22 protein-coding genes, 3 tRNA genes and 3 rRNA genes are annotated in these 24,076 nt (G+C 56.7%); 18 read left to right on the top strand and 10 right to left on the bottom strand.

Going from position 1 to position 24,076, the window contains the following annotated elements; all coding sequences use genetic code 11:
• Positions 1–96: 96 nt before the first annotated feature.
• Complete coding sequence (locus HOC_RS17910; RefSeq protein WP_206741605.1) at positions 97–2,763, top strand: TonB-dependent receptor; 2,667 nt, start codon at positions 97–99, stop codon at positions 2,761–2,763.
• A 56-nt stretch (positions 2,764–2,819) separates the two neighbouring features.
• Here the strand turns inward: HOC_RS17910 and HOC_RS21535 are convergent, their stop codons facing one another.
• Positions 2,820–3,200 (bottom strand): DUF4345 family protein, encoded by a 381-nt coding sequence (locus tag HOC_RS21535; protein ID WP_162174895.1) that lies wholly within the window; start codon positions 3,198–3,200, stop codon positions 2,820–2,822.
• Between the two features lie 123 nt (positions 3,201–3,323).
• Here HOC_RS21535 and HOC_RS17900 point away from each other — a divergent pair, with 123 nt between their 5' ends.
• From HOC_RS17900 to HOC_RS17865, 8 genes are all read left to right on the top strand, one after another.
• Entirely contained in the window at positions 3,324–4,031 is a 708-nt protein-coding gene (locus HOC_RS17900; protein ID WP_035541126.1) for a rhomboid family intramembrane serine protease, read from the top strand.
• 91 nt (positions 4,032–4,122) lie between these two features.
• Complete coding sequence (locus tag HOC_RS17895) at positions 4,123–4,557, top strand: CBS domain-containing protein (protein WP_035541125.1); 435 nt, start codon at positions 4,123–4,125, stop codon at positions 4,555–4,557.
• 639 nt (positions 4,558–5,196) lie between these two features.
• Positions 5,197–6,651, top strand: a 16S ribosomal RNA gene (locus HOC_RS17890).
• Between the two features lie 226 nt (positions 6,652–6,877).
• Positions 6,878–6,954, top strand: a tRNA-Ile gene (locus tag HOC_RS17885).
• A 49-nt stretch (positions 6,955–7,003) separates the two neighbouring features.
• A tRNA-Ala gene (locus HOC_RS17880) sits at positions 7,004–7,079 on the top strand.
• Between the two features lie 260 nt (positions 7,080–7,339).
• A 23S ribosomal RNA gene (locus HOC_RS17875) occupies positions 7,340–10,111 on the top strand.
• Between the two features lie 102 nt (positions 10,112–10,213).
• Positions 10,214–10,328, top strand: a 5S ribosomal RNA gene (gene rrf / locus HOC_RS17870).
• The 16S, 23S and 5S rRNA genes sit together here with 3 tRNA genes alongside, the layout of an rRNA operon.
• A 187-nt stretch (positions 10,329–10,515) precedes the next feature.
• Positions 10,516–10,592, top strand: a tRNA-Met gene (locus tag HOC_RS17865).
• Between the two features lie 302 nt (positions 10,593–10,894).
• Here the strand turns inward: HOC_RS17865 and HOC_RS17860 are convergent.
• Positions 10,895–11,038, bottom strand: a complete 144-nt coding sequence (locus HOC_RS17860; RefSeq protein WP_035541124.1) for an entericidin A/B family lipoprotein — start codon at positions 11,036–11,038, stop codon at positions 10,895–10,897.
• A gap of 83 nt (positions 11,039–11,121) precedes the next feature.
• Positions 11,122–11,802 (bottom strand): TetR/AcrR family transcriptional regulator, encoded by a 681-nt coding sequence (locus tag HOC_RS17855; RefSeq protein WP_051625065.1) that lies wholly within the window; start codon positions 11,800–11,802, stop codon positions 11,122–11,124.
• 136 nt (positions 11,803–11,938) lie between these two features.
• Between HOC_RS17855 and HOC_RS17850 the strand changes: the two genes are divergently transcribed.
• Complete coding sequence (locus HOC_RS17850; protein ID WP_051625064.1) at positions 11,939–13,174, top strand: HlyD family secretion protein; 1,236 nt, start codon at positions 11,939–11,941, stop codon at positions 13,172–13,174.
• 1 nt (position 13,175) lies between these two features.
• Positions 13,176–14,768: a DHA2 family efflux MFS transporter permease subunit gene (locus HOC_RS17845; protein ID WP_051625063.1), complete on the top strand. Its 1,593-nt coding sequence runs from the start codon at positions 13,176–13,178 to the stop codon at positions 14,766–14,768.
• 72 nt (positions 14,769–14,840) lie between these two features.
• Here HOC_RS17845 and HOC_RS21930 read toward each other — a convergent pair whose 3' ends face one another.
• Positions 14,841–15,014: a DUF1328 domain-containing protein gene (locus tag HOC_RS21930; RefSeq protein ID WP_035541123.1), complete on the bottom strand. Its 174-nt coding sequence runs from the start codon at positions 15,012–15,014 to the stop codon at positions 14,841–14,843.
• A 32-nt stretch (positions 15,015–15,046) separates the two neighbouring features.
• Between HOC_RS21930 and HOC_RS22430 the strand changes: the two genes are divergently transcribed.
• Genes HOC_RS22430 through HOC_RS17830 form a run of 3 tightly spaced genes read left to right on the top strand, consistent with a single transcriptional unit; the run spans position 15,047 to position 16,867 of the window.
• Complete coding sequence (locus HOC_RS22430; RefSeq protein WP_162174894.1) at positions 15,047–15,259, top strand: hypothetical protein; 213 nt, start codon at positions 15,047–15,049, stop codon at positions 15,257–15,259.
• Positions 15,252–16,085, top strand: a complete 834-nt coding sequence (locus HOC_RS21530; RefSeq protein WP_051625062.1) for a diacylglycerol/lipid kinase family protein — start codon at positions 15,252–15,254, stop codon at positions 16,083–16,085. Before HOC_RS22430 ends, HOC_RS21530 begins: the two co-directional genes overlap by 8 nt.
• Positions 16,085–16,867: a metallophosphoesterase family protein gene (locus HOC_RS17830; RefSeq protein ID WP_035541122.1), complete on the top strand. Its 783-nt coding sequence runs from the start codon at positions 16,085–16,087 to the stop codon at positions 16,865–16,867. Before HOC_RS21530 ends, HOC_RS17830 begins: the two co-directional genes overlap by 1 nt.
• Positions 16,868–16,879: 12 nt before the next feature.
• Here HOC_RS17830 and HOC_RS21525 read toward each other — a convergent pair whose 3' ends face one another.
• From HOC_RS21525 to HOC_RS22985, 3 genes are read right to left on the bottom strand one after another with little or no spacing between them, the layout of a single operon-like run.
• A complete protein-coding gene (locus HOC_RS21525; protein WP_051625061.1) occupies positions 16,880–18,529 on the bottom strand; it encodes a sensor histidine kinase in 1,650 nt (549 codons plus the stop codon).
• Positions 18,530–18,566: 37 nt separating this feature from the next.
• A complete protein-coding gene (locus HOC_RS17820) occupies positions 18,567–19,169 on the bottom strand; it encodes a sigma-70 family RNA polymerase sigma factor (protein ID WP_035541121.1) in 603 nt (200 codons plus the stop codon).
• A gap of 10 nt (positions 19,170–19,179) precedes the next feature.
• A complete protein-coding gene (locus tag HOC_RS22985) occupies positions 19,180–19,368 on the bottom strand; it encodes a NepR family anti-sigma factor (protein ID WP_035541120.1) in 189 nt (62 codons plus the stop codon).
• Between the two features lie 165 nt (positions 19,369–19,533).
• Between HOC_RS22985 and HOC_RS17810 the strand changes: the two genes are divergently transcribed.
• Positions 19,534–20,328: a response regulator gene (locus HOC_RS17810; protein ID WP_035541119.1), complete on the top strand. Its 795-nt coding sequence runs from the start codon at positions 19,534–19,536 to the stop codon at positions 20,326–20,328.
• Between the two features lie 5 nt (positions 20,329–20,333).
• On the opposite strand, the gene HOC_RS22230 is transcribed toward HOC_RS17810, so the two are convergent.
• Both HOC_RS22230 and HOC_RS17805 read right to left on the bottom strand, forming a co-directional pair.
• On the bottom strand, positions 20,334–20,471 hold the full coding sequence (locus tag HOC_RS22230; RefSeq protein ID WP_156950534.1) for a hypothetical protein: 138 nt from the start codon (positions 20,469–20,471) through the stop codon (positions 20,334–20,336).
• A 53-nt stretch (positions 20,472–20,524) separates the two neighbouring features.
• A complete protein-coding gene (locus tag HOC_RS17805) occupies positions 20,525–21,331 on the bottom strand; it encodes a Crp/Fnr family transcriptional regulator (RefSeq protein ID WP_084146436.1) in 807 nt (268 codons plus the stop codon).
• A 142-nt stretch (positions 21,332–21,473) separates the two neighbouring features.
• On the opposite strand from HOC_RS17805, the gene HOC_RS17800 reads away from it, so the two are divergent.
• From HOC_RS17800 to HOC_RS17790, 3 genes are read left to right on the top strand one after another with little or no spacing between them, the layout of a single operon-like run.
• Positions 21,474–21,779: an ElaB/YgaM/YqjD family protein gene (locus tag HOC_RS17800; protein ID WP_035541118.1), complete on the top strand. Its 306-nt coding sequence runs from the start codon at positions 21,474–21,476 to the stop codon at positions 21,777–21,779.
• Between the two features lie 6 nt (positions 21,780–21,785).
• On the top strand, positions 21,786–22,184 hold the full coding sequence (locus tag HOC_RS17795; protein ID WP_034739681.1) for a hypothetical protein: 399 nt from the start codon (positions 21,786–21,788) through the stop codon (positions 22,182–22,184).
• A gap of 49 nt (positions 22,185–22,233) precedes the next feature.
• Positions 22,234–22,896, top strand: coding sequence for a hypothetical protein (locus tag HOC_RS17790; protein WP_035541116.1), 663 nt, complete (start codon positions 22,234–22,236; stop codon positions 22,894–22,896).
• A gap of 6 nt (positions 22,897–22,902) precedes the next feature.
• Here HOC_RS17790 and HOC_RS17785 read toward each other — a convergent pair whose 3' ends face one another.
• Entirely contained in the window at positions 22,903–23,952 is a 1,050-nt protein-coding gene (locus tag HOC_RS17785; RefSeq protein WP_084146435.1) for a serine hydrolase domain-containing protein, read from the bottom strand.
• Positions 23,953–24,076 lie beyond the last annotated feature (124 nt).

Genomic DNA, 24,076 nt, shown 5'->3' with positions numbered 1-24,076 from the left:
GGTCAGTTACACCACGCGCTGGGACACGATCATCGCCGCCGCGACTTTCGCGGCTCCTCTCAGACTTGAAAAATAAAACACCAGGGAGAATACCGAGTGTCCCAGACACCTTCGCGTATGCAAGTACGCCCGACTTTGACTTATCTTAAAACCGCACTGAGCATGAGTGTGGGCCTTGCCGCCTTCGCGAGCCTCTCGGCGCCGGCTGTTGCTCAGGAAACGGATAACGACTCGCCTCGCACGATGCAGACCGTGACCGTCACCTCCACAAAGCGCGAACAGACGCTGCAGGATGTGCCGGTTGCTGTGTCCGTCGTGGATGACAGTGTGATCGCCAAGGCGCAGATCACCGATTTGAACGACCTGCAATCTATCGTGCCATCGCTGAGCGTCGGCCAGCTGCAATCGTCGGCCAACACCAATTTCGTGATCCGTGGTTTCGGCAACGGCGCCAACAATGCCGGTATCGAGCCTTCGGTCGGCGTGTTCATCGACGGCGTTTACCGCTCGCGCTCGGCCTCGCAGATCTCCGACCTGCCGAATATCGAGCGCGTGGAAGTGCTGCGCGGCCCGCAATCGACCCTGTTCGGCAAGAATGCGTCCGCAGGCGTCATTTCTGTGGTGACCAAGAAGCCTTCGTTTGAGCCCATGGCCAGCGTTGAAGGCACGATCAGCAATTACAATGGCTATCGCGGCAAGGTCTATGGCACGGGTCCGATCACGGACACACTGGCCTTCAGCCTGGGCGGCAGCTTCAGCAAGCGCGATGGGTATATCGAGGATATCGGCGACGGTCCGGATACCAATGAGCGTAACCGTTATGGCATTCGCGGCGAGCTTCTGTTCGAACCGAACGAGGACACATCTTTCCGCCTGATCGGCGACTATGACACGATTGACGAGATCTGCTGCGGCGCGGTGAACGTTGTGAACGGCCCTACGGGGGCGGTCGTCAACGCACTTGGTGGCCAGGTCGTGACTGGCGACCTCTATAAAGTGGGCTACAATTTCGGCTCCACGAATAATATCGACAATGGCGGCCTCTCGCTGCAGGGCGACTTCGACCTCGGCAAGATGACGCTGACCTCGATTACGGCTTACCGCCAAACGAGCGTCGAGCAGAACGCTGATTCCGACTTCACCACGGCAAACCTGCTGAGCAAAAATGCGAACCAGACCGACATTGATACATTCACGCAGGAAGTGCGGCTGACCTCCGACACGGATGGCCCTGTCGACTGGATGGTTGGCGGCTTCTATTTTGATGAGACGGTCGATATCGGCAACCAGATCTACTTTGGTGACGATTTCCGCGGTTATGCGGATGTGTTGAGCCTGCTGTCGTCCGGTGCGACGCCAGACCAATTGCTGGCGGGTATCAATGCCGGCGCTATTGTGCCGCCACTGTCGCAGATCGAGGCCGCGCTCGGCCTTCCTGTCGGCCAGGTGTTCGGGCAAGCGGGTCAGGGCCTAACAGAGCGGTTTGGTCAGGACAACACGGCCTGGTCTATGTTCGGTACGGTTGACTGGCATGCAACAGATCGCCTGACAGCGACTGTCGGCTTGAACTATACCGAGGACAAGAAGAACGCCTACGGCAACATCGTGGACACGGATGTCTTCTCCGGTGTCGACCTGGTTGCGCTTGGCTTTGCCCAGACGCTTGGGAACTTTGGTGTCGACGCGACTGATCCGGCTCAGGTCGGTGCGTTCGCGGCGGCCAATCCGGTGGCCTTTGCGGGCATCCAGGCTGCTGTGCAGAATCCGGCTCAGAACCCGCTTCTTGCCCTTCAGGTTCTCCAATTCCTGCCGCCTTTCCTCGACTTTCCGAATGCGGTTGAGGACGGCAAGTCCAAGGATGACAAGCTGACTTACACATTGCGCCTCGCTTATGACGCGACGGACAATGTGAACCTCTATGCATCCTACGGCACCGGCTTCAAGGCGACGTCCTGGAACCTGTCGCGTGACAGCCGCCCGTTCTCGAGCGACTTCACACCCGGCTCGCCCGTAACAAGCCCTGGCTCGTCGCCTATCCGGGATGCGGGCCTGGCAGTGAACAACCTCTCGGTGGGTACGCGCTATGCGGGGCCTGAGCTTGCGAAAGTCTTCGAAGTGGGCGCGAAACTCGCTTACAATACGTTCGCAGTGAACGTTGCGCTGTTTGACCAGGAGATCGAGGGCTTCCAGTCCAACACGTTCTCCGGGACAGGCTTCAACCTGACCAACGCCGGCAAGCAGTCGACACAGGGCCTCGAAGTTGATGCCTCTTGGAACGCGACGGACAACCTGTTGCTGACCTTTGCAGGCACGTTCCAGGATCCGGTCTATGATGACTTCACCAGTACGGGCATCAAGATCGACCCCGCTCTGCCGCTGTCGGCAACGAACGAGCTCGATCTGTCCGGCCAGAAGCCCTACGACATTCCCGAAGTGGCGACCTCGACATCGGCGACTTACAGTTTCGATGTGAACTCGCTGGCCTCGTTCGTGCGTGTTGACTGGCAGTATGAGAGCGAGACGGATTATTCCGACGATCCGACCAATCAAGCGCTCATCAATGACAAGCACAAGATCAGCACATTTAACGCGTCAGCCGGCTTTACGACTGAGAATGGCCTGGGCGTGACTGTGTGGGGACGCAACATCTTTGATGACGAGTACATCACGGTGGCGTTCCCGACGACGGCCCAGTCCGGTTCGTTTAACGGTTATCCGAGCCAGCCGCCGACATACGGCATCACGGTGCGCAAGTCCTTCTAGGTCTCGCGTCATATATATATGGAAAGCCCCGTCGCTTGCGGCGGGGCTTTTTGCATTCAGCGACCGGCATTTGCCCGCAGCGACATCGCCGCGAGGATGAGGCCGAGCGATTCGAAGGCGATGAAGAGATAGAAATCAGGTGTCGGGGCAGGGCCGAGCAGGAGCGCGGCAGCGCGGGCGAACACGTAACCGCCCAGATAAGTGATGAGAAACCAGAGTGCGGGCCTCAGCATGGACTGTCGGAGGGCGCCAGCGGCCATCAATGCTGCTGCGCCGAGACTGACGCCGCCGTAGACACCGCGCATCTCATAGGCCGCGTTGGGGCCGCTGACATGCACACCGAGACTGGAGGTCATGCCGAGCGGGTCCAGAAGGGACCAGAGGCCGAAGCCGGCGAAGCTGACGGCCATGGCCGCGAGAAAGAGGCGAATCATCATGGCCCACAATCTAGGCCGTGATTCGCCACCGGAAAGCAGAAAGCGCGCGATGCAGGCCTTGCCTGCCATTGCAGGCGCGCATGACTATATAAGAAACGAAGTGATTCCTGTGCAGGAGGCTGAATGGCCCGCAATTCCGGACGCCCGCCCATTATCAATGCTCCGCCATGGGTGACGGGGATCGCACTGGTGCTGCTGGCGGCGCATGCGATTCGCGTTTTCCTGCCATCGGCGATGCAGGATGAATTGCTGTGGGAGACCGCGCTGTTTCCGGAACGATTCTGGGGCTGGGCCGGGGCGAGCATGCCGCCCGGCGCGGCGGAACCCTATTCAAATGCGCTTACAGCGCTCGCCACCCTGCTGACCACCGGCCTTGTCCATAGTGACTGGGTCCATGTCGGGCTTAACTCGGCCATGCTGCTGGGCGTCGGCAAGCCGGTCTATGAATACCTCGAGCGGACCGGGCAGAGGGAGCGAAACCGGGCGGGATATGTCTTCCTTCTATTATTCCTTGTGAGTGTTGCTGGCGGCTCTGTCGCTCACCTTGCGGCGACTTATCCGGCCGGTCCCCCTGCGATTGGCGCTTCCGGCGGCGTCTCGGGCCTGATCGCGGCAGTCCTTTTGGCGCAGCAGGGAGCGCGGCCTCGTCTGCTATCGCGAACGTTCCTGGGCGCGAGCTTGGTCTTCCTTGTCGCCAATGTGGTGCTCGCGCTGGTCGGCCCGTCCATGATGGGCGCATCCATTGCGTGGCAGGCCCACGTTGGTGGCTATGTTGCGGGGGCGCTGATGTGCCGATTCGTTATATGGCGACGCGAGGGCCTCGCGGCCTGATTTGTCTTCCTCATCGATTCGGTGCGCCGGATATGATAGAGTGCCTCAATAAAGAAACCGGATTCACCGGCAGAGGCTTGGAGGATGCTACATGACGATTGACCAGATTCTGAATGATAAAGGCCGGGAAGTGATCTCGGTTGGCGCCGATGATACGCTTGGTGATGTCGCCAAGGTGCTCGACACGCGCCGAATCGGTGCCGTCGTGGCGCTGGACTCCGACGATTCGATCATTGGCGTATTGTCAGAGCGCGATATTGTTCGCCAGGTTGCCCGTAACGGACAGGCCGCTTTGGACATGAAAGTGAGCGATGCGATGACTCGCGATGTCGTCACGGTGCCCTCAACGATGGCGATTGAGGTCGCCATGCAGCTCATGACAGACCGCAGAATCCGCCATTTGCCCATTCTCCGGAACGATAGACTTATCGGTTTTGTGTCGATCGGAGATCTCGTGAAGTGGAAAATCGCTGAAACCGAGGCTGAGGCCGAGGCAATGAAGTCTTATCTTTCAGCGCAGTACTGAGCCTCCTGCAACAAAACGTGCAGATTTCTGCCGAAAGGCTGTTTTCAGGGGTTGCGGCTTCAGACCATGGGGGGTATTCCCCGGCCTCCGCTGAAGACGCCCTTGGGTTTCCGAAGCGGGCCCGCAGATCGGGCTGCTAAATGAGAAAAAAACTTCTTGCTTTTTTCTCCGAATAGCGGCTATATATGCGGCTCCTTGAAATGCCTGATTTTGCAGGCCGTACCATACGGTCGACAAATTCATTTGTGCCGAAATTACAGCAGAAACGGTGGTCAAACACCAAACTGCAGAAGGCGCAAAAAAGGGTGTTGACGGGCAATGAGGTGGCCAATATAAGCCGCCTCTTCCGGACAGGGCGGCGCCCTGGATGGCCTACCGGAACTGCGGTTCCAGCTGTTTGACATTGTAAGAGATTAGGAAGAGAAACGCAGGCGGCGTGACGGCTTGCGGACGAGGATTTCGGTCCTTGTCCAGACGATCACGACGGATGCGTTTCTTGAGAAAATTCTTTTTCCATCGATCAGGTTTCGGCCTGATCTTTGTGACTAAGGGTTTCTCGTCAAAGAACGCAATTACTTGATGCTTATATAGCAACAGTTGCCGTCCTTATTCCAAAGGACGGATCGTCAGATCAACACTCAACTTGAGAGTTTGATTCTGGCTCAGAACGAACGCTGGCGGCAGGCTTAACACATGCAAGTCGAACGATATAGTGGCAGACGGGTGAGTAACGCGTGGGAACGTACCTTTCACTACGGAATAGCTCTTGGAAACGAGTGGTAATACCGTATACGCCCTCCGGGGGAAAGATTTATCGGTGAAAGATCGGCCCGCGTTAGATTAGCTAGTTGGTAGGGTAATGGCCTACCAAGGCGACGATCTATAGCTGGTCTGAGAGGATGATCAGCCACACTGGGACTGAGACACGGCCCAGACTCCTACGGGAGGCAGCAGTGGGGAATCTTGCACAATGGGCGAAAGCCTGATGCAGCCATGCCGCGTGAATGATGAAGGCCTTAGGGTTGTAAAATTCTTTCGCTAGGGATGATAATGACAGTACCTAGTAAAGAAGCCCCGGCTAACTTCGTGCCAGCAGCCGCGGTAATACGAAGGGGGCTAGCGTTGTTCGGAATTACTGGGCGTAAAGCGCACGTAGGCGGACTTTTAAGTCAGGTGTGAAATCCCAGGGCTCAACCCTGGAACTGCATTTGAAACTGGAAGTCTAGAGACCAGGAGAGGTTAGCGGAATACCGAGTGTAGAGGTGAAATTCGTAGATATTCGGTGGAACACCAGTGGCGAAGGCGGCTAACTGGACTGGTACTGACGCTGAGGTGCGAAAGTGTGGGGAGCAAACAGGATTAGATACCCTGGTAGTCCACACCGTAAACGATGAGAGCTAGTTGTTGGCAGGCATGCCTGTCAGTGACGCAGCTAACGCATTAAGCTCTCCGCCTGGGGAGTACGGCCGCAAGGTTAAAACTCAAAGAAATTGACGGGGGCCCGCACAAGCGGTGGAGCATGTGGTTTAATTCGAAGCAACGCGCAGAACCTTACCTACCCTTGACATGTCCAGTATGGTTTCCAGAGATGGATCCCTTCAGTTAGGCTGGCTGGAACACAGGTGCTGCATGGCTGTCGTCAGCTCGTGTCGTGAGATGTTGGGTTAAGTCCCGCAACGAGCGCAACCCTCATCCTTAGTTGCCATCACGTTTGGGTGGGCACTCTAAGGAAACTGCCGGTGGCAAGCCGGAGGAAGGTGGGGATGACGTCAAGTCCTCATGGCCCTTACGGGTAGGGCTACACACGTGCTACAATGGCAGTGACAATGGGATAATCCCCAAAAACTGTCTCAGTTCGGATTGTCGTCTGCAACTCGACGGCATGAAGGTGGAATCGCTAGTAATCGTGGATCAGCATGCCACGGTGAATACGTTCCCGGGCCTTGTACACACCGCCCGTCACATCATGGGAATTGGTTCTACCCGAAGATCGTGTGCTAACTTCGGAGGCAGCGAGCCACGGTAGGATCAGTGACTGGGATGAAGTCGTAACAAGGTAGCCGTAGGGGAACCTGCGGCTGGATCACCTCCTTTCTAAGGATGCTTTGGATTGTCTGGTTCGCCAGGCTCTAAAGCTCTAAAGAACATCGCCTCCTTGAGAGGCAAAACATATAGCGGTCTTCACGCCGTCTTCGTTTCTCTTCCTTCGTTCGTAATTCAGGTCGCATCGCTGTGACCTGAACATTAAGCGAGCCCCGCGGGCGCTTGTTATCGCCTGTCTTCGACTTTGACTGTGTGGCTCTGATGAGTTGCTGGTCACGGGCCGGTAGCTCAGGTGGTTAGAGCGCACGCCTGATAAGCGTGAGGTCGGAAGTTCAACTCTTCCTCGGCCCACCATCGAAACCTGTTCCGGCAGGGTAGGGAGCGCGCTGCGAGTGCCCGGTTTGGGGCCTTAGCTCAGCTGGGAGAGCGCCTGATTTGCATTCAGGAGGTCAGCGGTTCGATCCCGCTAGGCTCCACCATTCGCGTATGTACGGACGAAAGAAGTTTACCGTTTCCGGGCCCGTTGGGCTTGGGATATTTGTCATTGTAAGGGAAAGATTGATCCGGCTGGCCGCCATGCCTCGTGCATGAACGTCACCAGCATCAGCCGAATAACCTGCCTCACAGCAATGTGGGATCCAGGTCAAAGGGTCAGTCTGCAAGAAACCAACATGTCTGATCGAGATCCATGTTTGTGGCAAACGCTATGCGTTTTCTACTGCACATGGGTTTCAAAAACGATCAAGCGTCAAAAGGGCATCCGGGGGATGTCTTGGCGGTAAGAGGCGATGAAAGACGTGGCACTCTGCGATAAGCACCGGGGAGGCGAGAGCACCCTTTGATCCGGTGATTTCTGAATGGGGAAACCCATCTCCGAGATGTTGGATAATTCGAGCGCTTCGGCGCTCGACCTGTCTAACATTTCACTAGTGAGATATTTTAACCTGAATACATAGGGTTAAAAAGCAAACCCAGGGAATTGAAACATCTAAGTACCTGGAGGAAAGGACATCAATTGAGACTCCGTTAGTAGTGGCGAGCGAACGCGGACCAGGCCTGGTCTGAAACAAGGCGAAGCATCTGGGAAGGTGCGCCATAGTGGGTGATAGCCCCGTAGCCGTAAAATGAAGACCTTTTAGAGTAGGGCGGGACACGTGAAATCCTGTCTGAACATGGGGGGACCACCCTCCAAGCCTAAGTACTCCTTACCGACCGATAGTGAACAAGTACCGTGAGGGAATGATGAAAAGCACCCCGATGAGGGGAGTGAAACAGATCCTGAAACCGGATGCCTACAAGCTGATGGAGCCGCAAGGTGACATCGTACCTTTTGTATAATGGGTCAGCGACTTAGTGTTGCGTGCAAGCTTAAGCCGTTAGGTGTAGGCACAGCGAAAGCGAGTCTTAATAGGGCGACTGAGTACGTAGCATTAGACCCGAAGGCAAGTGATCTAGGTATGGGCAGGCTGAAGGTGCAGTAACATGCACTGGAGGGCCGAACCGTTGAGCGTTGAAAAGCTCTCGGATGACCTGTGCCTAGGGGTGAAAGGCCAATCAAACTTGCTGATAGCTGGTTCTCCGCGAAAACTATTTAGGTAGTGCGTCACGATGAGACTCTGGGGGGTAGAGCACTGAATGGGCTAGGGGTCCTCACCGGATTACCAAACCTTCTCAAACTCCGAATACCCAGAAGTTATGCGTGGCAGACACACGGCGGGTGCTAACGTCCGTCGTGAAGAGGGAAACAACCCAGACCGCCGATTAAGGCCCCCAAGTTATAGCTAAGTGCGAAACGATGTGGAGGTGCTGAGACAATCAGGAGGTTGGCTTAGAAGCAGCCATCCTTTAAAGAAAGCGTAACAGCTCACTGATCAAGCGCCTCTGCGCGGAAAATGTATCGGGACTAAAGTTATACGCCGAAATCGCGGGCTCAGTAATGAGCGGTAGCGGAGCGTTCCGTAAGCCTGTGAAGGTGAACCGTGAGGTTTGCTGGAGGTATCGGAAGTGAGAATGCTGACATGAGTAGCGACAAAGAGGGTGAGAGACCCTCTCGCCGAAAGACCAAGGGTTCCTGCGTAAAGTTAATCTGCGCAGGGTTAGCCGGCCCCTAAGGCAAGGCCGAAAGGCGTAGTCGATGGGAACCACGTTAATATTCGTGGGCCAAGGGATGAGTGACGGATTTCGAAAGTTGTATCCTCTTATTGGATTGAGGATGCGGCCTGGAAGTCCCTGGAAATAGCCTCCCTATTAGACCGTACCCGAAACCGACACAGGTGGTCAGGTAGAGCATACCAAGGCGCTTGAGAGAACTATGTTGAAGGAACTCGGCAAATTACCTCCGTAACTTCGGGAGAAGGAGGCCTCACATTGGGCAACCAGTGCTGAGGGGCACAAAACTGGGGGTTGCGACTGTTTATCAAAAACACAGGGCTCTGCGAAGCCGTAAGGCGACGTATAGGGTCTGACGCCTGCCCGGTGCCGGAAGGTTAAAAGGAGAAGTGCAAGCTTTGAATTGAAGCCCCGGTGAACGGCGGCCGTAACTATAACGGTCCTAAGGTAGCGAAATTCCTTGTCGGGTAAGTTCCGACCTGCACGAATGGCGTAACGACTTCCCCACTGTCTCCAACATAGACTCAGCGAAATTGAATTCCCCGTGAAGATGCGGGGTACCCGCGGTCAGACGGAAAGACCCCGTGAACCTTTACTACAGCTTCACAGTGGCATTAAAGAATATATGTGTAGGATAGGTGGGAGGCTTTGAAGCATGGTCGCTAGATCGTGTGGAGCCAACCTTGAAATACCACCCTTGTCTTCTTTGATGTCTAACCGCGCCCCTGGATGGGGCCGGGACCCTGTGTGGCGGGTAGTTTGACTGGGGCGGTCGCCTCCCAAAGTGTAACGGAGGCGCGCAATGGTAGGCTCAGAGCGGTCGGACATCGCTCGTTGAGTGCAATGGCATAAGCCTGCCTGACTGTGAGATCGACGGATCGAGCAGAGTCGAAAGACGGTCATAGTGATCCGGTGGTCCCGAGTGGAAGGGCCATCGCTCAACGGATAAAAGGTACTCCGGGGATAACAGGCTGATGATGCCCAAGAGTCCATATCGACGGCATCGTTTGGCACCTCGATGTCGGCTCATCACATCCTGGGGCTGGAGCAGGTCCCAAGGGTTCGGCTGTTCGCCGATTAAAGTGGTACGTGAGCTGGGTTCAGAACGTCGCGAGACAGTTTGGTCCCTATCTGCCGTGGGTGTTGGAGACTTGAGAGGATTTGTCCCTAGTACGAGAGGACCGGGATGAACACACCTCTGGTGGACCTGTTGTGGCGCCAGCCGCATTGCAGGGTAGCTATGTGTGGACTAGATAACCGCTGAAAGCATCTAAGCGGGAAACTAACCTCAAAACTAGGTCTCCCTGAGAGCCGTGCAAGACCAGCACGTCGATAGGCTGGGTGTGGAAGTGCAGCAATGCATGGAGCTAACCAGTACTAATTGCTCGATAGGCTTGATCGTGAAACTCGTGTGTAGTTGAAAGCGCATTGCTTTTGCTCATACTTGGACCTCGAAAAGACATTTTGGTTTCATATTGCATTATACCTTGCTGATTTCCGCCGACCCGGTGGTTATGGCAGGGGGTCCCCACCCGATCCCATCTCGAACTCGGTCGTTAAGCCCCCTTGCGCTGATGGTACTACGTCTTAAGGCGTGGGAGAGTAAGTCGCTGCCGGGTCCGCAGAACTCAGTAAGTATAATGCCTCTTGCAGACACACATCTTTCCTTTACCTCGAATGGTCATCTCACGATGACCTGCCGTGACGGACGTCCGTGTCCTACACGGGCATCTTGTCCGGCTCAGCCAGAAACGGCGGGCCGGATTTGCATTTCAGGGGCTGGTCTCCTAAATGTACAAAAGTTGACGCGGGATGGAGCAGTCCGGTAGCTCGTCAGGCTCATAACCTGAAGGTCACAGGTTCAAATCCTGTTCCCGCACCCAAATTAGCCCCTGATTTCCTAACGGAAGTCGGGGGCTTTTTGCGTTTTGCGACTTTATTTGGATGATCGACACTCCAGGGTCTTGGCGGGGGCTTAATGATAGGCGCCGTCTGCGTTAACCAAGCCATTGGAACGATCGGCGTGCCTTGGGCATAGGTCTGGTGGAAGTCTCCTCCTCTTCCACCCTTTCTTCAGTGCCGGCGCAGAATGCGTCGGCATTGTTGATTTGGGCATGGGAGATACGAAAAAGCGCGCCAACCCCGGGGGCAGCGCGCTCGTTCTGGCTCAAATAAGCCGGGCTGATTATTCAGGCTTGTTGGCGTCAGCGGTCTCTTCGATCTTGTCGCCAGCAGCTTCGATGTCCTGGCCAGCGCCTTCAACCGTGTTGCAGGCTGTGAGGAAGAGAACGAGCGCAGCGGCGCCCACGGTTTTCATTACGGTTTTCATGTACAGGTCTCCTTGCATTTAACCCGCAAATTTAACGCGCCTTCGGATCACCTGTTCCCAAAATAAATGGTAAATCCTGACTCTTATGCCTTCAGCGTTTTTGTACTGTCGGGATCCGGTTGGTAGCGGATAATACCGTGCAGGAACATATCCACGACAATGTTCACTGACGTCCTGATCTCTTCTGCATTCGGACGCACATCCTCATCCAGTAGCGCGCGTGAGACGAGGCCTGAGCGTGTCATCTCCAGGAAGAGCGTGGCCGTGCGATAGGGATCCTCAAGGCGAATCTCGCCGGCTTCCTCGCGGTCCATAAGGTAGTCGACAAGTGCCTGGCGAATTTTGTCTGGTCCTCTGCGCTGGAACTCCCTTGGAATTTCTGGGAATTTCCGGGCGAGGCCGACAATCAGACGATACATCTCCAGCGATTCCGGTTCCAGCAGCTTGCTTGTGAATTGCTCGCCGATGCGACGCAGACCCTCTTGCACGGGCGTATGGGCGGAGAGTTCGACACCCATACTTTCTGTTATCTGACGCACACGCGCATCCAGCATGGAGATGAAGAGACCCTGCTTGTCGCCGAATTGCGAATAGAGCGTTGAGAGCGATCCGCCTGCGCGCAGCACGATTTCCGACATGCTGGCCGCTTCATATCCCTGTTCCAGGAATACCTGACGCGCGGCCGCTATAAAGGCGGCGCGCCGCTTGTCGCCCCGGGTCTGAGGCTCGGCCTCCTTGATCGCTTTGTTATGAGCTGCGGACATCCCGGCCGGGCTCCTCCCTGTATGTTCTTTTTCAGAACTCTTCTTGAAACCGTAATTGACATTACACATTTCTCGGGTGTAATCAACATTACACTTGCTGACGCAGTTGTGTGCAGCAGTCTGAAGAGGTGTGCACATGGCCCTGAAGGCTTTCCCGTCCGTTCCGAAAGTAGTCGAGCCGACCAAGGAAGCGGAAGACACAGGGACTCTCGCAAACGATACGGTAGAAGCGTCGGCGCCGGCCGCTCCCGTAAATATTCGCCGCTATGTGATGTTTGCCGTCGCCGGTCTCGCAGTGCTTTTCGGGCTGTGGAAGGGCGTTGAGTGGTGGAACACTGGTCGGTTCGAAGTTCGCACCGACAATGCCTACATCCGGGCCGACATCACGACCGTTGCTTCAAAGATCCAGGGCTATGTGTCCAAGGTCGCTGTTACGGATAACCAGGTCGTCCAGGCGGGTGATCTTCTCGTTGTACTCGAGGGTGGCGACTATGATGCCCGCCTGGCCGAAGCTCAGGCTGCCCTGTCGCAGGCTGAAGCCGCTGCAGCTCAAGCGCGCGCACAAGTCGCTTCAATGCAATCGCTTGAAGCCTCCGCCGTCGCGGACATTGCTGCGCAAAAAGACCGTGTGATCGAGGCACGTGCGGCCGAGCAGTCGGCCAAAGCCAATGCCAAGATCGCCAGCGAAGATTTCGTCCGATACACCGAACTTACAGAGAAGGGACATTACCCGGCGGCTCAACTCGACACGGCGCACGCAAAGGCAGATGCGGCGAAGGCCAATGCCGACCAGGCAGCCGCCGCCATCACCACCCAGAAAAGCCAGCTCAGTGTCGCTCAGGCAGGACTCGGGCGGGCTCGGCAGGACATTACGGCAGCCGAGGCAGCCGTGGCCGGCGCTGACGCACAAGTCGAAGCCGCACGCGCACGGGTGCAGGCCGCGCAGCTCGATGCGGGTCGCGCTGAGATTCGCGCACCAATTTCGGGTGTCGTAGCCAATCGCGTTGTTTCTGAAGGGCAATTGCTCAGCCCCGGTCAGCAGGCCCTTTCAATAGTGCCTGTCGATCAGGCCTATGTTGTTGCCAATTTCAAAGAGACCCAGGTTGAGAATATGCGGCCTGGCCAGAAGGTGGAGCTGCACGTCGACGCGTACCCCGATCTCAAGGTGGAGGGCACTGTCCAGTCGCTGGCACCGGCATCCGGTGCCCAGTTCAGTCTCATCCCGCAAGATACGGCGACCGGTAACTTCACCAAGATTGTCCAGCGCGTTCCTGTGCGTCTTGCGATTTCGAAAGAGGCGCTCGAAACCGGATTGATGCGGCCGGGCCTGTCGGTCGAGGCGGTGGTCAACGTCAAACCTTCAAAGTCGTGAGATGAGCACGTCGTCAACGACGCATCCTGAAAACGCCCAGGCCGTGGCCGAGGGTGAGAAGATTCCGATTACGCTCCATATCGGCTTTCTGGCGATGATAATCGGCATGTTCATGTCGATTTTGGACGTGCAGATTGTTGCCAGCTCCATCCGCCAGATTCAGGCCGGCGTATCGGCCAGTGGCGACGAAATTGCCTGGGTGCAGACCGGTTACCTGATTGCAGAAGTTGTCGGCATTCCCCTGTCCGGCTTTCTCAACCGAGTGTTCGGTTTGCGCCGCCTGTTCATGATGTCGGCGGCGGCCTTTACGGTCTCCAGTGTTCTTTGCGCCATGTCATGGGATCTGGATTCCCTTATCTTTTTCCGCTGCGTGCAGGGTTTTGTCGGTGCGGCCATGGTGCCGTCCACAATGGCGGCCGCGTTCACCCTGTTCCCAGGCGGACGCTCGATGACGCAGCAGGTCATGATCGGCATGGTCGCCACGCTCGCCCCCTCGATCGGGCCAACGCTGGGTGGCTGGGTTACGGAACATATGAGCTGGCATTGGTTGTTCCTGCTTAATGTCATACCGGGCATTGCGGCAGTTGTTCTCGTGTGGATGTACGTGCCGCGCCAGAAGGGCGAGACGCATTTGCTGCGCCGCGTCGATATCATCGGTCTCGCAGCCATGGCGCTCATGCTTGGTTCGTTTGAATGGGTTGTGGAAGAAGGCCCGGCGGAGGGCTGGACCCAGAGCAGCATGATTATCCGCTGGATGTTCTATTGCACCGTCGCGACCGTCATCTTCTTCTACCGCTCAACCCGATCCGCATATCCGATTGTTGACCTATCGGTGTTCAAGGACCGAAACTTTGCATCCGGCGCCATAGTCGGCGCGGTTATCGGGTTCGTTCTATATGGCTCGGTTTACGCGCTGCCGCTTTTCCTGGGGCAGGTGCAAGGCTATTCAGCCCTTCAGATCGGTCAGATCATGAGCGTATCTGGTGTTGCAATGTTCATTGGTGGCCCGATTGGAGGCGCCCTGACGCGGCGTTTCGATCCGCGTCTTGTACTCGGCAGCGGGCTCATTCTCGTGACGGTTGGCGTTATGGGGAATGCGCACATGACGCATGAATCCAGTTTCAATGAACTGTTCTGGCCACAAGCCATACGCGGTATCGGACTGATCCTCACCATGGTGCCGACCACCAACCTGGCGCTTGGCACCTTGCCGCCACCACGCGTGGCGAATGCGTCCGGTCTGTTTACTGTATGCCGAAATCTTGGCGGTGCCGTGGGCATCGCGTTCCTGAATACGCTTATGCTGCATTACAATTCGCTGCATAAACAGGAATTGTCGGCGGGCATGAGCATGGCGCGGCCCGAAGTCCAGGCATGGCTATCACAGGCGTCCAGCCGACTTCAGGCGGCCGGCGTTCCCGACCCTGATGCGTCGGCGATGATGCAGTTGGGGCAAAGGGTGCAGATGGAAGCGCTGGTCATGACCTACAATAATCTCTTCATGGCGATGGCCATGGCATCGGCCGCTGCGTTTCTGGTTGTCTTCATCTTGCAGAAGCCGAATCCCGCTGCTGGGCCTGTTGCAGCGCATTAATAGCACGCAGAGAAAAGGGCGCCGAGTTACCAGCGCCCTTTGTCTTTATGAATTTGATCATCCAGCTTCTGTTTAGACGACGTTCTTGCCTTGAACGGCCCGGACAACGAATGTCAGGACGAGCAGCGCGAGGAATACGAAGAACAGGATCTGCGCGATACCTGCCGAAGCGCCTGCGAGACCGCCAAAGCCCAGAGCGGCAGCGACGATGGCGAAGATGAAAAATGCGAGTGCCCAACCGAGCATGATAAGTCTCCTTGTAAATGTTAGCCGGCTTCATGCGCCGTTACATTACCAACTCGGAGGGGGCAGAGGCGGTTCCGGAAATTAACTTTGGAACTTTTTCAAGTCGTTCTGCGTTTTATGAACAGCACCTGATGCGTCTCGCGACTGGCTGGCAGGATTTGCAGCGGCATCTCAAGTCAGCATCAGGATTAACGACGACACATGATCACTCGGGGGCCTTGCTTGAAGCTGTGCGCATTGATTAATCCAGACTCTGGATCCACGCCTAAAAATTCCGAAGACGCGCTGCTCGCAGAACTTGAAGCCATGGGGCTCACCGCACAGGTGATGCCCGCTGTCGGCGGAGAGATCGTATCTGCTGTGTCTCAAGCGCTCGCCACAAAACCTGACGCCTTGATTGTGTGGGGCGGCGACGGATCCGTCGCGTGTGCCCTTTCAGCGAGCGGTGTCTCCGGTCCGCCTGTCCTGGCCTTACCGGGTGGGACGATGAACCTGGTTCACAAGCGTCTCCATGGCGAGCTCACAGACTGGAAGGAAATCCTGCGTCGCGCGTTGCCGTCCGAGGCGGAGCCTTTTGCGGCTGGCTGTGTCGACAAGCACCTCTTCTTTGTCGCGGCCATGATGGGGCAGGTGACCACACTCGCTGAATCACGAGAGGCCGCACGGCATGGCCAGATCATCAAGGCAGCGGAATTGGCAGTTCAGTCGGGTGCCATGAATATCGAACGCAGGTTGCGGCTTGAAGCCGTCCACGCAGACGGCAACCAGAGGCTAGACGCCGTGGCAGCGGCCGTCGTGATTGGCGATGGCCCGATCCCAAAGTTGGAAGTAGCCGCCATTGATCCGCGATCGACGTTTGATTGGGTAACGATCGCCGTCGATGCCCTCGTGCATGGATGGCGCGACGCGGAGTCGATCGAAATGGACGAGACGCGTACAGTTACGATTACTGATATTGAGGGCCTCGAGTTTCCAGCCACCATCGATGGCGAGACGGTCAGCATGCCCAGCGGCACGACCATCAGTCTGAAACGCCATGCTGCCAATGTTCTACGCGCCAGGCTTGGCTGATGCGGATAGTGCAACTCGCAGACCTGCACTTCGGCGCGGAAGACCCTCGCGCCATTGAGGCTGCGACAGATTCAGTCAGCCAGCTAGATCCGGATGTGGTGGTGGTCAGCGGAGACATGACCCAGCGCGGCAAGCACCGAGAATTTGAGATGGCGCGCAAGTGGATTGACGAGCTGAACCGCCCTTGTCTCATCGTACCGGGAAACCACGACACGCCGCTGTTTAACTTGGTGTCACGCGCCAGTAGTCCATTCCAGCGCCACGATCATTACTTCGACTCCTATGCCGACATGCTGCGGGTGGATGATGTCCGCATCGACGGGCTGAATACAGCGCGCGGTTGGCAGGCCCGCTCAAACTGGGCGGAAGGCTCCGTGCGCCTGCGTCATCTGGCGAATATTTTGAACCGTGATGTTGATCCCGATGTCGTGCGCCTTCTGGCGTGCCACCATCCGTTCCGGTCTCCCAAGGATGCGCCCTTGAGGACTCGTACACGTCGGGGGAGCGCCGCCAGCGAGATGATGGCCGAAAGTCATGTGTCGATCTTGCTGACTGGGCATGTGCACACGCCCCATGCCGAGATCATTGAGGAGCGCAATGGCCGCTATCTTGCCATCTCTGCCGGCACGCTTTCGACACGCCTTCGCAATGCCCCGCCCGCGTTCAACAGTCTCGATATTACAACAACGACCGTTTCGGTGACGACGCATGACTTCAAAGGTTCAGCATTCGAGCCATCCTCACTGGGCAGCTGGAAAGTCGCTTATCTCAAGCAATCATAAGCTGTCGCTCGGTCAGGAACCGTCCGGCATGTGAAGCTTCAGCTGGCAGCCGACACCGGGGCTTGCCTCCACTTCCAGTGTCGCGGCGAGCTGGCGCGAAAAAGCGCTCATCAATTTGGTGCCGAGGCCGCGTCCGTTTTCCTGATCGGATGGCGCGGAGGGGTCATACCCGCGGCCATTATCGGAAATTTTCAGCGTCGTTCCCGTCTCGTCGACAGAGAGGGATACGGTAATCACGCCACCTTCTGGTCCAAACGCATATTTCATCGCATTTGTGATGGCTTCGACAATGAAGAGGGCCATCGGTATGGCGTCATCTGCTGGCCGCATGACGTCTTCATAGTCCTGGACAATCTCGACGCCGGATTCCTCCATGCCGAGCGCTTCTGACAGGTGAGACACGAGGCCTGTCAGGAAAGGCTTCAGATGGACCTGCTCCAGACGCTCATTCTGATAAAGGGTCTGGTGCACAATCGCGAGCGCATCGATGCGGTGCCGGGCAGCAGAAATGGCTGCTTTCGCTTCTGGGTCGCGCAACTGTCGGCCTTGGAGATTGAGGAAGCTTGTAACGATCTGGAGATTGTTTTTGACCCTGTGATGGATCTCCCGCACGGCCGCATCGCGGCTCGCGATGGCCATCTTCAGATCCTGGTCGCGTTCACCGATATCTTTGGCCATGACGTCCATGGCGCGGGCGAGCCTTGAAATTTCGTCAGGCGCCTTGTCGAACGTCTGGCCGGCTTTGAACTGGTAGCGACCCGCCCCGTAAACGCGGACGGTTCGCGTGAGCCGCGACAGCCACCGTAGCACGAGCGAGTCGATCGCAAGCCAGACAGCGAGCAAGGCTACACTGAAAGCAATAAGCGGCAGGCCGATGGATGTCAGGGGGCGCAGCGTGAAATCGCTCCAAAAACCCGGAGATTCCCGCGATATGGCAGCGAATACATTGCCAGGCCCCAGAGGCTTTATGACGACATCCAGTGGTTTGGCGCCCTTGTCCTTCAGTACGAAAAGGGTCGGGGTTTGCTCCTTGGAGACAGTCGCCACCCAATCTGGATTGAGCTTGGCGAAGCGGCTGCTCCCAAAAGCTTCGCCACGATCGTCCACGACGGCGACTTCAATACCAGTTGGCGGGCCAGCTTCATGAGCAAGGGCTGCGAGTTGCGCCGTGTGCAATTCAAAGCCGACCGATCCAACAAATGTGCCTTCATCGTCATCAAGGCGCAGGAGGATTGAGAACAACCAGTCACTGTCCCGGTTGCTGTAATACGTGTCGCTGCGAACGAGTTTTTCGCCGCGTTTCAGCCGTTCATTGTTTTCAGGATCAGGTAAAGTCCATCCTGCGTCTGACGGGGCCGAACAGGTCGCAACGCCCTCCGTGTCGAAATGGGCGACATTTGCCAGTGGGGCGATTATCTCTGACAGATTATTGTAAACTTTCGTGCATCTTCCTCGCGCCAAGTCGTCGCGATTTAGAGTCAGCAAAAGCGCTGCCTGATCTATGGATTTCTCAACACTGTCCAACGCGTCGTCTGACAGAAGAAGAAGATCTACCCGGCGCTCGTCGAGTCCCTTCGCTGCGTCGAGATAAGCCGAAAAAACTGAAAGCAGCAGAATAGGCATCAGGGCCGCCACCAGCGTCATGACGAGACGCTTGCGCAACGATCCTGATTTCCTATTGGATTCCGTGTCTTTCAGCTCAGATTGTTGGAGCACCAGCTATCTCGTCCGCCTGATCCATGATGTCGTCAAAAGCCCTGCTGGCGGACATGCCTGAGTCGCTATTATAGCCTGTATTATTTGATTCCAGGATCTCTATGACAGCCTTGCGTGCGCGTGACACGCGGCTTTTTATTGTACCCACTGCGCATCCGCAAATTGCCGCCGCCTCTTCATAGGCCATACCACCAGCACCCACGAGAATAAGCGCTTCCTTCTGATCGACGGGTAGTTTGGCCAGCGCATTACGAAGCGCCAGAAGCTCAAGGCTATCGGTCGGGTTGCTGCTGGACAGCAGTGTGGCTTCAGCCACTTCCGGGTCGAGCGGCTGACGCCGCCAGCTGCGGCGTTTCTCGGAATAGAAAGCGTTACGCAGGATGGTGAAGGCCCAAGCCTTCATATTAGTACCAGCATGAAATGACTCACGCGCATTCCACGCTTTCAGCATGGCGTCCTGCGCAAGGTCATCCGCGAGCGTCGCATCGCGGCACAGACTGCGAGCAAAGGCACGCAGGTGCGGGATAAGCGTCGTAAGCTCTTGCTTGAACGCTTTATCATCGAGTTTTTCGGGCTCTGGTTTCATCGCGCGACGCTCACTCGGAATCCGCAGGACCGGACGAACGCTTTTGGTCTGCCTGTTCCAGCAGTTTCAAGAACTCATCTGGTACATCTTCCTGGGCAACATCCTCGTAAATGCGACGAAGTTGATCGCCAATTTTTGCACCGCGACGCTTCAGATCAGCATCGGATTTCTGCTGACCTGTCTGCTTCTTCTTGTTCATTGGCTGGACTCTGGATTCGATCAATGGATTGTACCTGCTGTTCAACTCACATACTTGAACTGCGGGCAATGGGTTTTGTTCCACCGCAAAATGTTTTTTTGCAGAAACCTGCAACCATTTTGGTCCGGGTGGGTTAAGAACGAGAAATATCGTAAGAGGGTTCCCATGGATTTGGTTAAAAATTTCGCTCCGCATCTGCCGTTCCTGCGCCGCTATGCGCGTGCGCTTACGGGTAGCCAGGACAGTGGCGACGCATATATCCGCGCTTCTCTCGCGGCTCTGGTTGAAGACCCTGACCAGATCGACCGCGAAATTGACGCGCGTACCGCACTTTATCGATTTTTCCATGTAATCTGGGGCGGAACAGGTGCCCAACTTGAAGCGCCGGATGATTCAGACGTAAATCCAGCTGACCGCCGTCTTCAGGCACTTGCGCCCATTCAGCGCCAAGCTTTCCTTTTGACGGCCCTTGAAGGGTTTTCCGTCAAGGAAGCGGCGTTCATTCTTGGGGTGTCAGAAGACGAGCATACCGATCTGGTTACGGCGGCGCACCGCGATATCGAGCAAGAGCTCAAGACAAAAGTGCTTATCATTGAGGATGAGCCGATTATCGCGGCTGACCTCGAAAATCTTGTCGAAGACCTTGGCCATGAAGTCACAGGCAACGCGACGACGCGTACAGAAGCTGTCGAAATGGCGAAATCCACCAAGCCTGGCCTGATCCTTTGCGATATCCAGCTTGCGGACGGTTCTTCAGGTATTGATGCTGCGCATGATATTCTTGAGATAATGGATGTGCCGATCATATTTATCACGGCATTCCCAGAGCGTCTGCTCACGGGTGAGCGGCCGGAGCCGACATTCCTGATCCCGAAACCTTTCCAGGAAAACACGGTCAAAGCAGCGATTGGCCAAGCCTTGTTCTTCAACCCGGCCAAATCGCCTAACGTTGTGGCGTGATCTGATCAGCGAAACAGCGCGAGCAAAATGACCATGCCTACCAGCGCCAGTACGATGCCGAACCCAAGGGTTTTGGTCATTCCACTGATGCGCTGACCCTGGCGGGCTTCTTCTTTCTTAATCGTCGTTTCGTCTTCAGGCATACGCTTCTCCTTTCCCTACTGACGCGCCTCGGCGCGCCAGGTTCCTTCGAGTATCAAGTGCGGTATGTTGGAGCGCGTTTGCCGTTCGTTTTTTCATTGGTGGCAGCGCCGGCGTGTGATGTGTCATTTGCCATCGGAAACTTGGACAGATCCAGTCGGCGCAGGTGCAGATAGTCCGTGTTGAAATGACATAGGCGCGCGAGCCGCTCCCGGTCATCAATCAGGATAACACCCCGGGTCTCTTCAATGAGACCCGCGTGGCGCATTGCCGACATTGTTCGGGAGACGTGTACAGGGGTAAGGCCGAGTGCATCGGCGAGGTCGACGCGCGTCAGCGGAAGCGGCAACTGGCTGTGATTTGTGCCCATTGCGCCATTCATGCGTCTTTGCAGCTCGAGAAGAAGGTGGCCAATTCGCTCCTTGGCAGAGCGTCTGCCGAGCCGGACGATTTGTTCGCGGAGGATGGACTCTTCCTGTACGGCGGCCCACCAGAATGACGAAGATATATCGCCGGAGGTTCGCAGCAGCTGTACGAATTCGCGCGTGTCTATCACGAGGATTGATACATCGGTCACGCTCGTGACGGTATGGTCGGCCTCAAGGCACGCAAGAGCCTGAAGATCGAAAATATCTCCGGGCAACATGAAGTTGACGATCTGCCTTCGCCCGTCTTCCAACGTGCGATGCCTAACGGCCCATCCCTTGTTGACGATGAACAGCGTCTCCGCGACTTCACCGACGCGAACGATGTCCTCGCCAGCGCGGTACGTGACTGTTTTGGTGGTAAACTCGTCGATCAGTGCCCAGATTTGATCGTCCATAACGGCATACTGGGAAAGCCGATTCTTGAATGCTTGCATGGGGATCGTACTCCTGACCGCATACGGGGTTCCGCGTATTATCGCGAACCGCTTTAAAACATAGGCATTATCATGGAACAAAGCGACAGTGAGGCCGTTTATTCGCAGTTGAACCTACTAATTTTCCTCCAAGGAGCATGAAATGGACACCAAGACCGCCACTGGCACAAAAATTAAATCCGACATCGATTCCGATGTTGATGCGCTGAAAACTGATATCGCTGCACTGCGTGATGATCTGCGTCAGGTCGTCAAAGACATGCGCGGCCTCGCCGCCGTGCGCGCTCAGGCTGGAGTCGACAAAGGTACTGAGCTCGCCAAGGAAGCTGGCGAACAGATTGGCGAAGCGAAAACCGCTATGGAAAGCCGTATTCGCGACAATCCTCTCGGCGCCATCGGCATCGCGTTCGGAGCAGGGGTTATCCTTGCAATGATGCGCCGGAACTAGGCACTCATGGACACAACGAAGCTTCGCCTCTTCGCGGCCGTCGCCGGGATCGTATTCGGTCTTGGCGGCGTATTCGCGCTTGCAGTGGCATTGACCCTCGCACTGGCCATTTATCTCGGCACAGTGGGGGCCACGTTCACCGTGGCGGCGCTCTTCCTGTCGGCGGCCTGTATCTGCCTGTTCCTCTTCCTCCAGCCGACCAAATCATCTGCGGATGAGCTGGACGACATTGAGGATGCAACGGCAGATGCGCTGGCAGACCTGCCGTTCGACGCGCTGAAGTCGGTAATTGAAAAGCGCCCCCTGACGGTTGCCGCCCTCGCGCTGCTGGCCGGATATTCTGTTGTGAGAGACCCTGCAGCTGTTGCGCGCCATGCGCAGCGATTCATGGTAGGGTTGCTCTAAGCGGCCCATCAGGCCCGTAGATTATCGTGAGCAGCCGGACCGGAGATTCATGCGTTCTGCCATCCTGATTTTCTCAGCTCTTACGGCTGGCCTCGCGCTTGGGCGAAAGTTCCTGGCAGGTGAAGTGGCCAGCCGCAAGAACAAGGTTATCGAAGCCGCCGCGATAGAGGCGCGTCAACGCATTCGCGAACAGGCCAATATCGTCCTGAAGGACAGTTTCGTCCATTTCGCTGCAGCGACCGGTGTTAAACTCCTCATCCTCATCACACTTTGGCTATTCTGGCGGACGCAATTGCTGGGCCACGATGCCATTTCCGTGGCGGTCATCATCTGCCTGGTCGGGTTCGTTATCCGGGATACCTGGGTCATCTATCCAACCGCGCGCTTCGTTCTCAGCGCGCTTGTGCGCAATGGCTGGCACCCCATCCGGGCGCTGGGAGAGACCATTGCAGCACTCGTCTTTGAAGAAGTGCTGATGGAGGCCGAAGCGCTGCCGCAGCCGCGTTCGCACATGCTGCTTATCAAACTCTCTGGTCACGATCAGGACACGATGCACACGGAAATCGCTGCCGCCGTGGCTGATATTGCTCGCCAGTCCTCCTGGTATGATCTGCGGCCCTATATCTTCAGCGCCGCCGCCAAGACCGTCTCAATCATGGTGCTATATGGCGCGACCGTCGCCCTCCTGATCTCGCGTCTGCCGCACTATTGATCCGGCCTAGGCGCGGAAACAGTCGGCCACGCGGGCGAGCCAGCGCCTCACTTCATCGCCTTTCTCGTCCAGCGAATTGCCATGCCGTACCAGGATAAGGTCGAGCGAAGGGATGAGCACAGTATACTGGCCCTGATATCCATTGGCCGAAAAGCTGTCCGGCCCGCACATGCCAAGCCACCAATGCGCGCCATCGCCCAGCGGCTCCGTCGGCGGTGTCGGTGTTGGCGTGCGCGCATAGTCGACCCAGCCTTCCGGCAGGATACGCCGACCATCCCACACACCCTCACGCATATAGAGCAGGCCAAACCGCGCAAAATCCCGCGCCGTGCAATAGCAGAACGACGAACCGATAAACGTGCCCTGCGCATCGAATTTCGGCAGCGGCGATTTCATCCCGATGGGGCCGAACAGTTCCTGGAACATGAAAGCGCGGAAGGCGTCGCCGGATTCACCGAGCGCCCGGGCGGCGCAGCGGGCGACGATATTGGTCGTGCCACTGGCATAGCTCCAGGCTGATCCCGGTTCATGCACCAGCGGAAAGCCAGCTGCGAAGCCGCCCACATCATCCTTGCCTGAGCCGAACAGCATCTCGATCACATCCGACACGCCGGCATCGACATAGTCTTCCGCAAATTTCAGCCCGCTCGACATGCGCAGCAACTGGTCCAGCGTGATGCGGCGGCGCGGGTCGTCCGCCCCTTGCCACTCCGGCACGTCAGCGGGGGCCTGCACGTCAATCTTGCCCTCGCGCACCAGTATGCCGACCAGCGCATGGGTCATGCTCTTGGCCTCTGACCAGGACGGATAGGTGTCGGTCGCCAGATTGTCCTGCCCATATTGCTCGGCGACGATGCGTCCGCCCTGAACCGCCAGAAAGGCATGCGTCTCGCCCATACTGGCCAGCGCAGCCTCACTGAAAGCGAGATCCAGAAGCCGCCTAAGTTCCCCCGAGTCCACGCCAGCGCCCAGCGGCCCCTCCGGCCAGCGCTCAGTCGGCCATGCCACGCCTTCAGGCTGGGACGGCAGCGGCACAAGCGCAGGGGAAGATGACATGGGCGGACCTCGGCATTGAGTTTCAGCTATGCCTAGTAAGCAAAGCTGAGCCCATACCGAAAGGCCAAACGCCGAAATTGCCGGTGCCGTTGCTCATAAAGATGTGACGGGAATACTGGCGGCA

Source organism: Hyphomonas oceanitis SCH89, assembly GCF_000685295.1.
Classification (GTDB): domain Bacteria; phylum Pseudomonadota; class Alphaproteobacteria; order Caulobacterales; family Hyphomonadaceae; genus Hyphomonas; species Hyphomonas oceanitis.
This window is presented reverse-complemented; position numbering and strand designations above follow the sequence as displayed.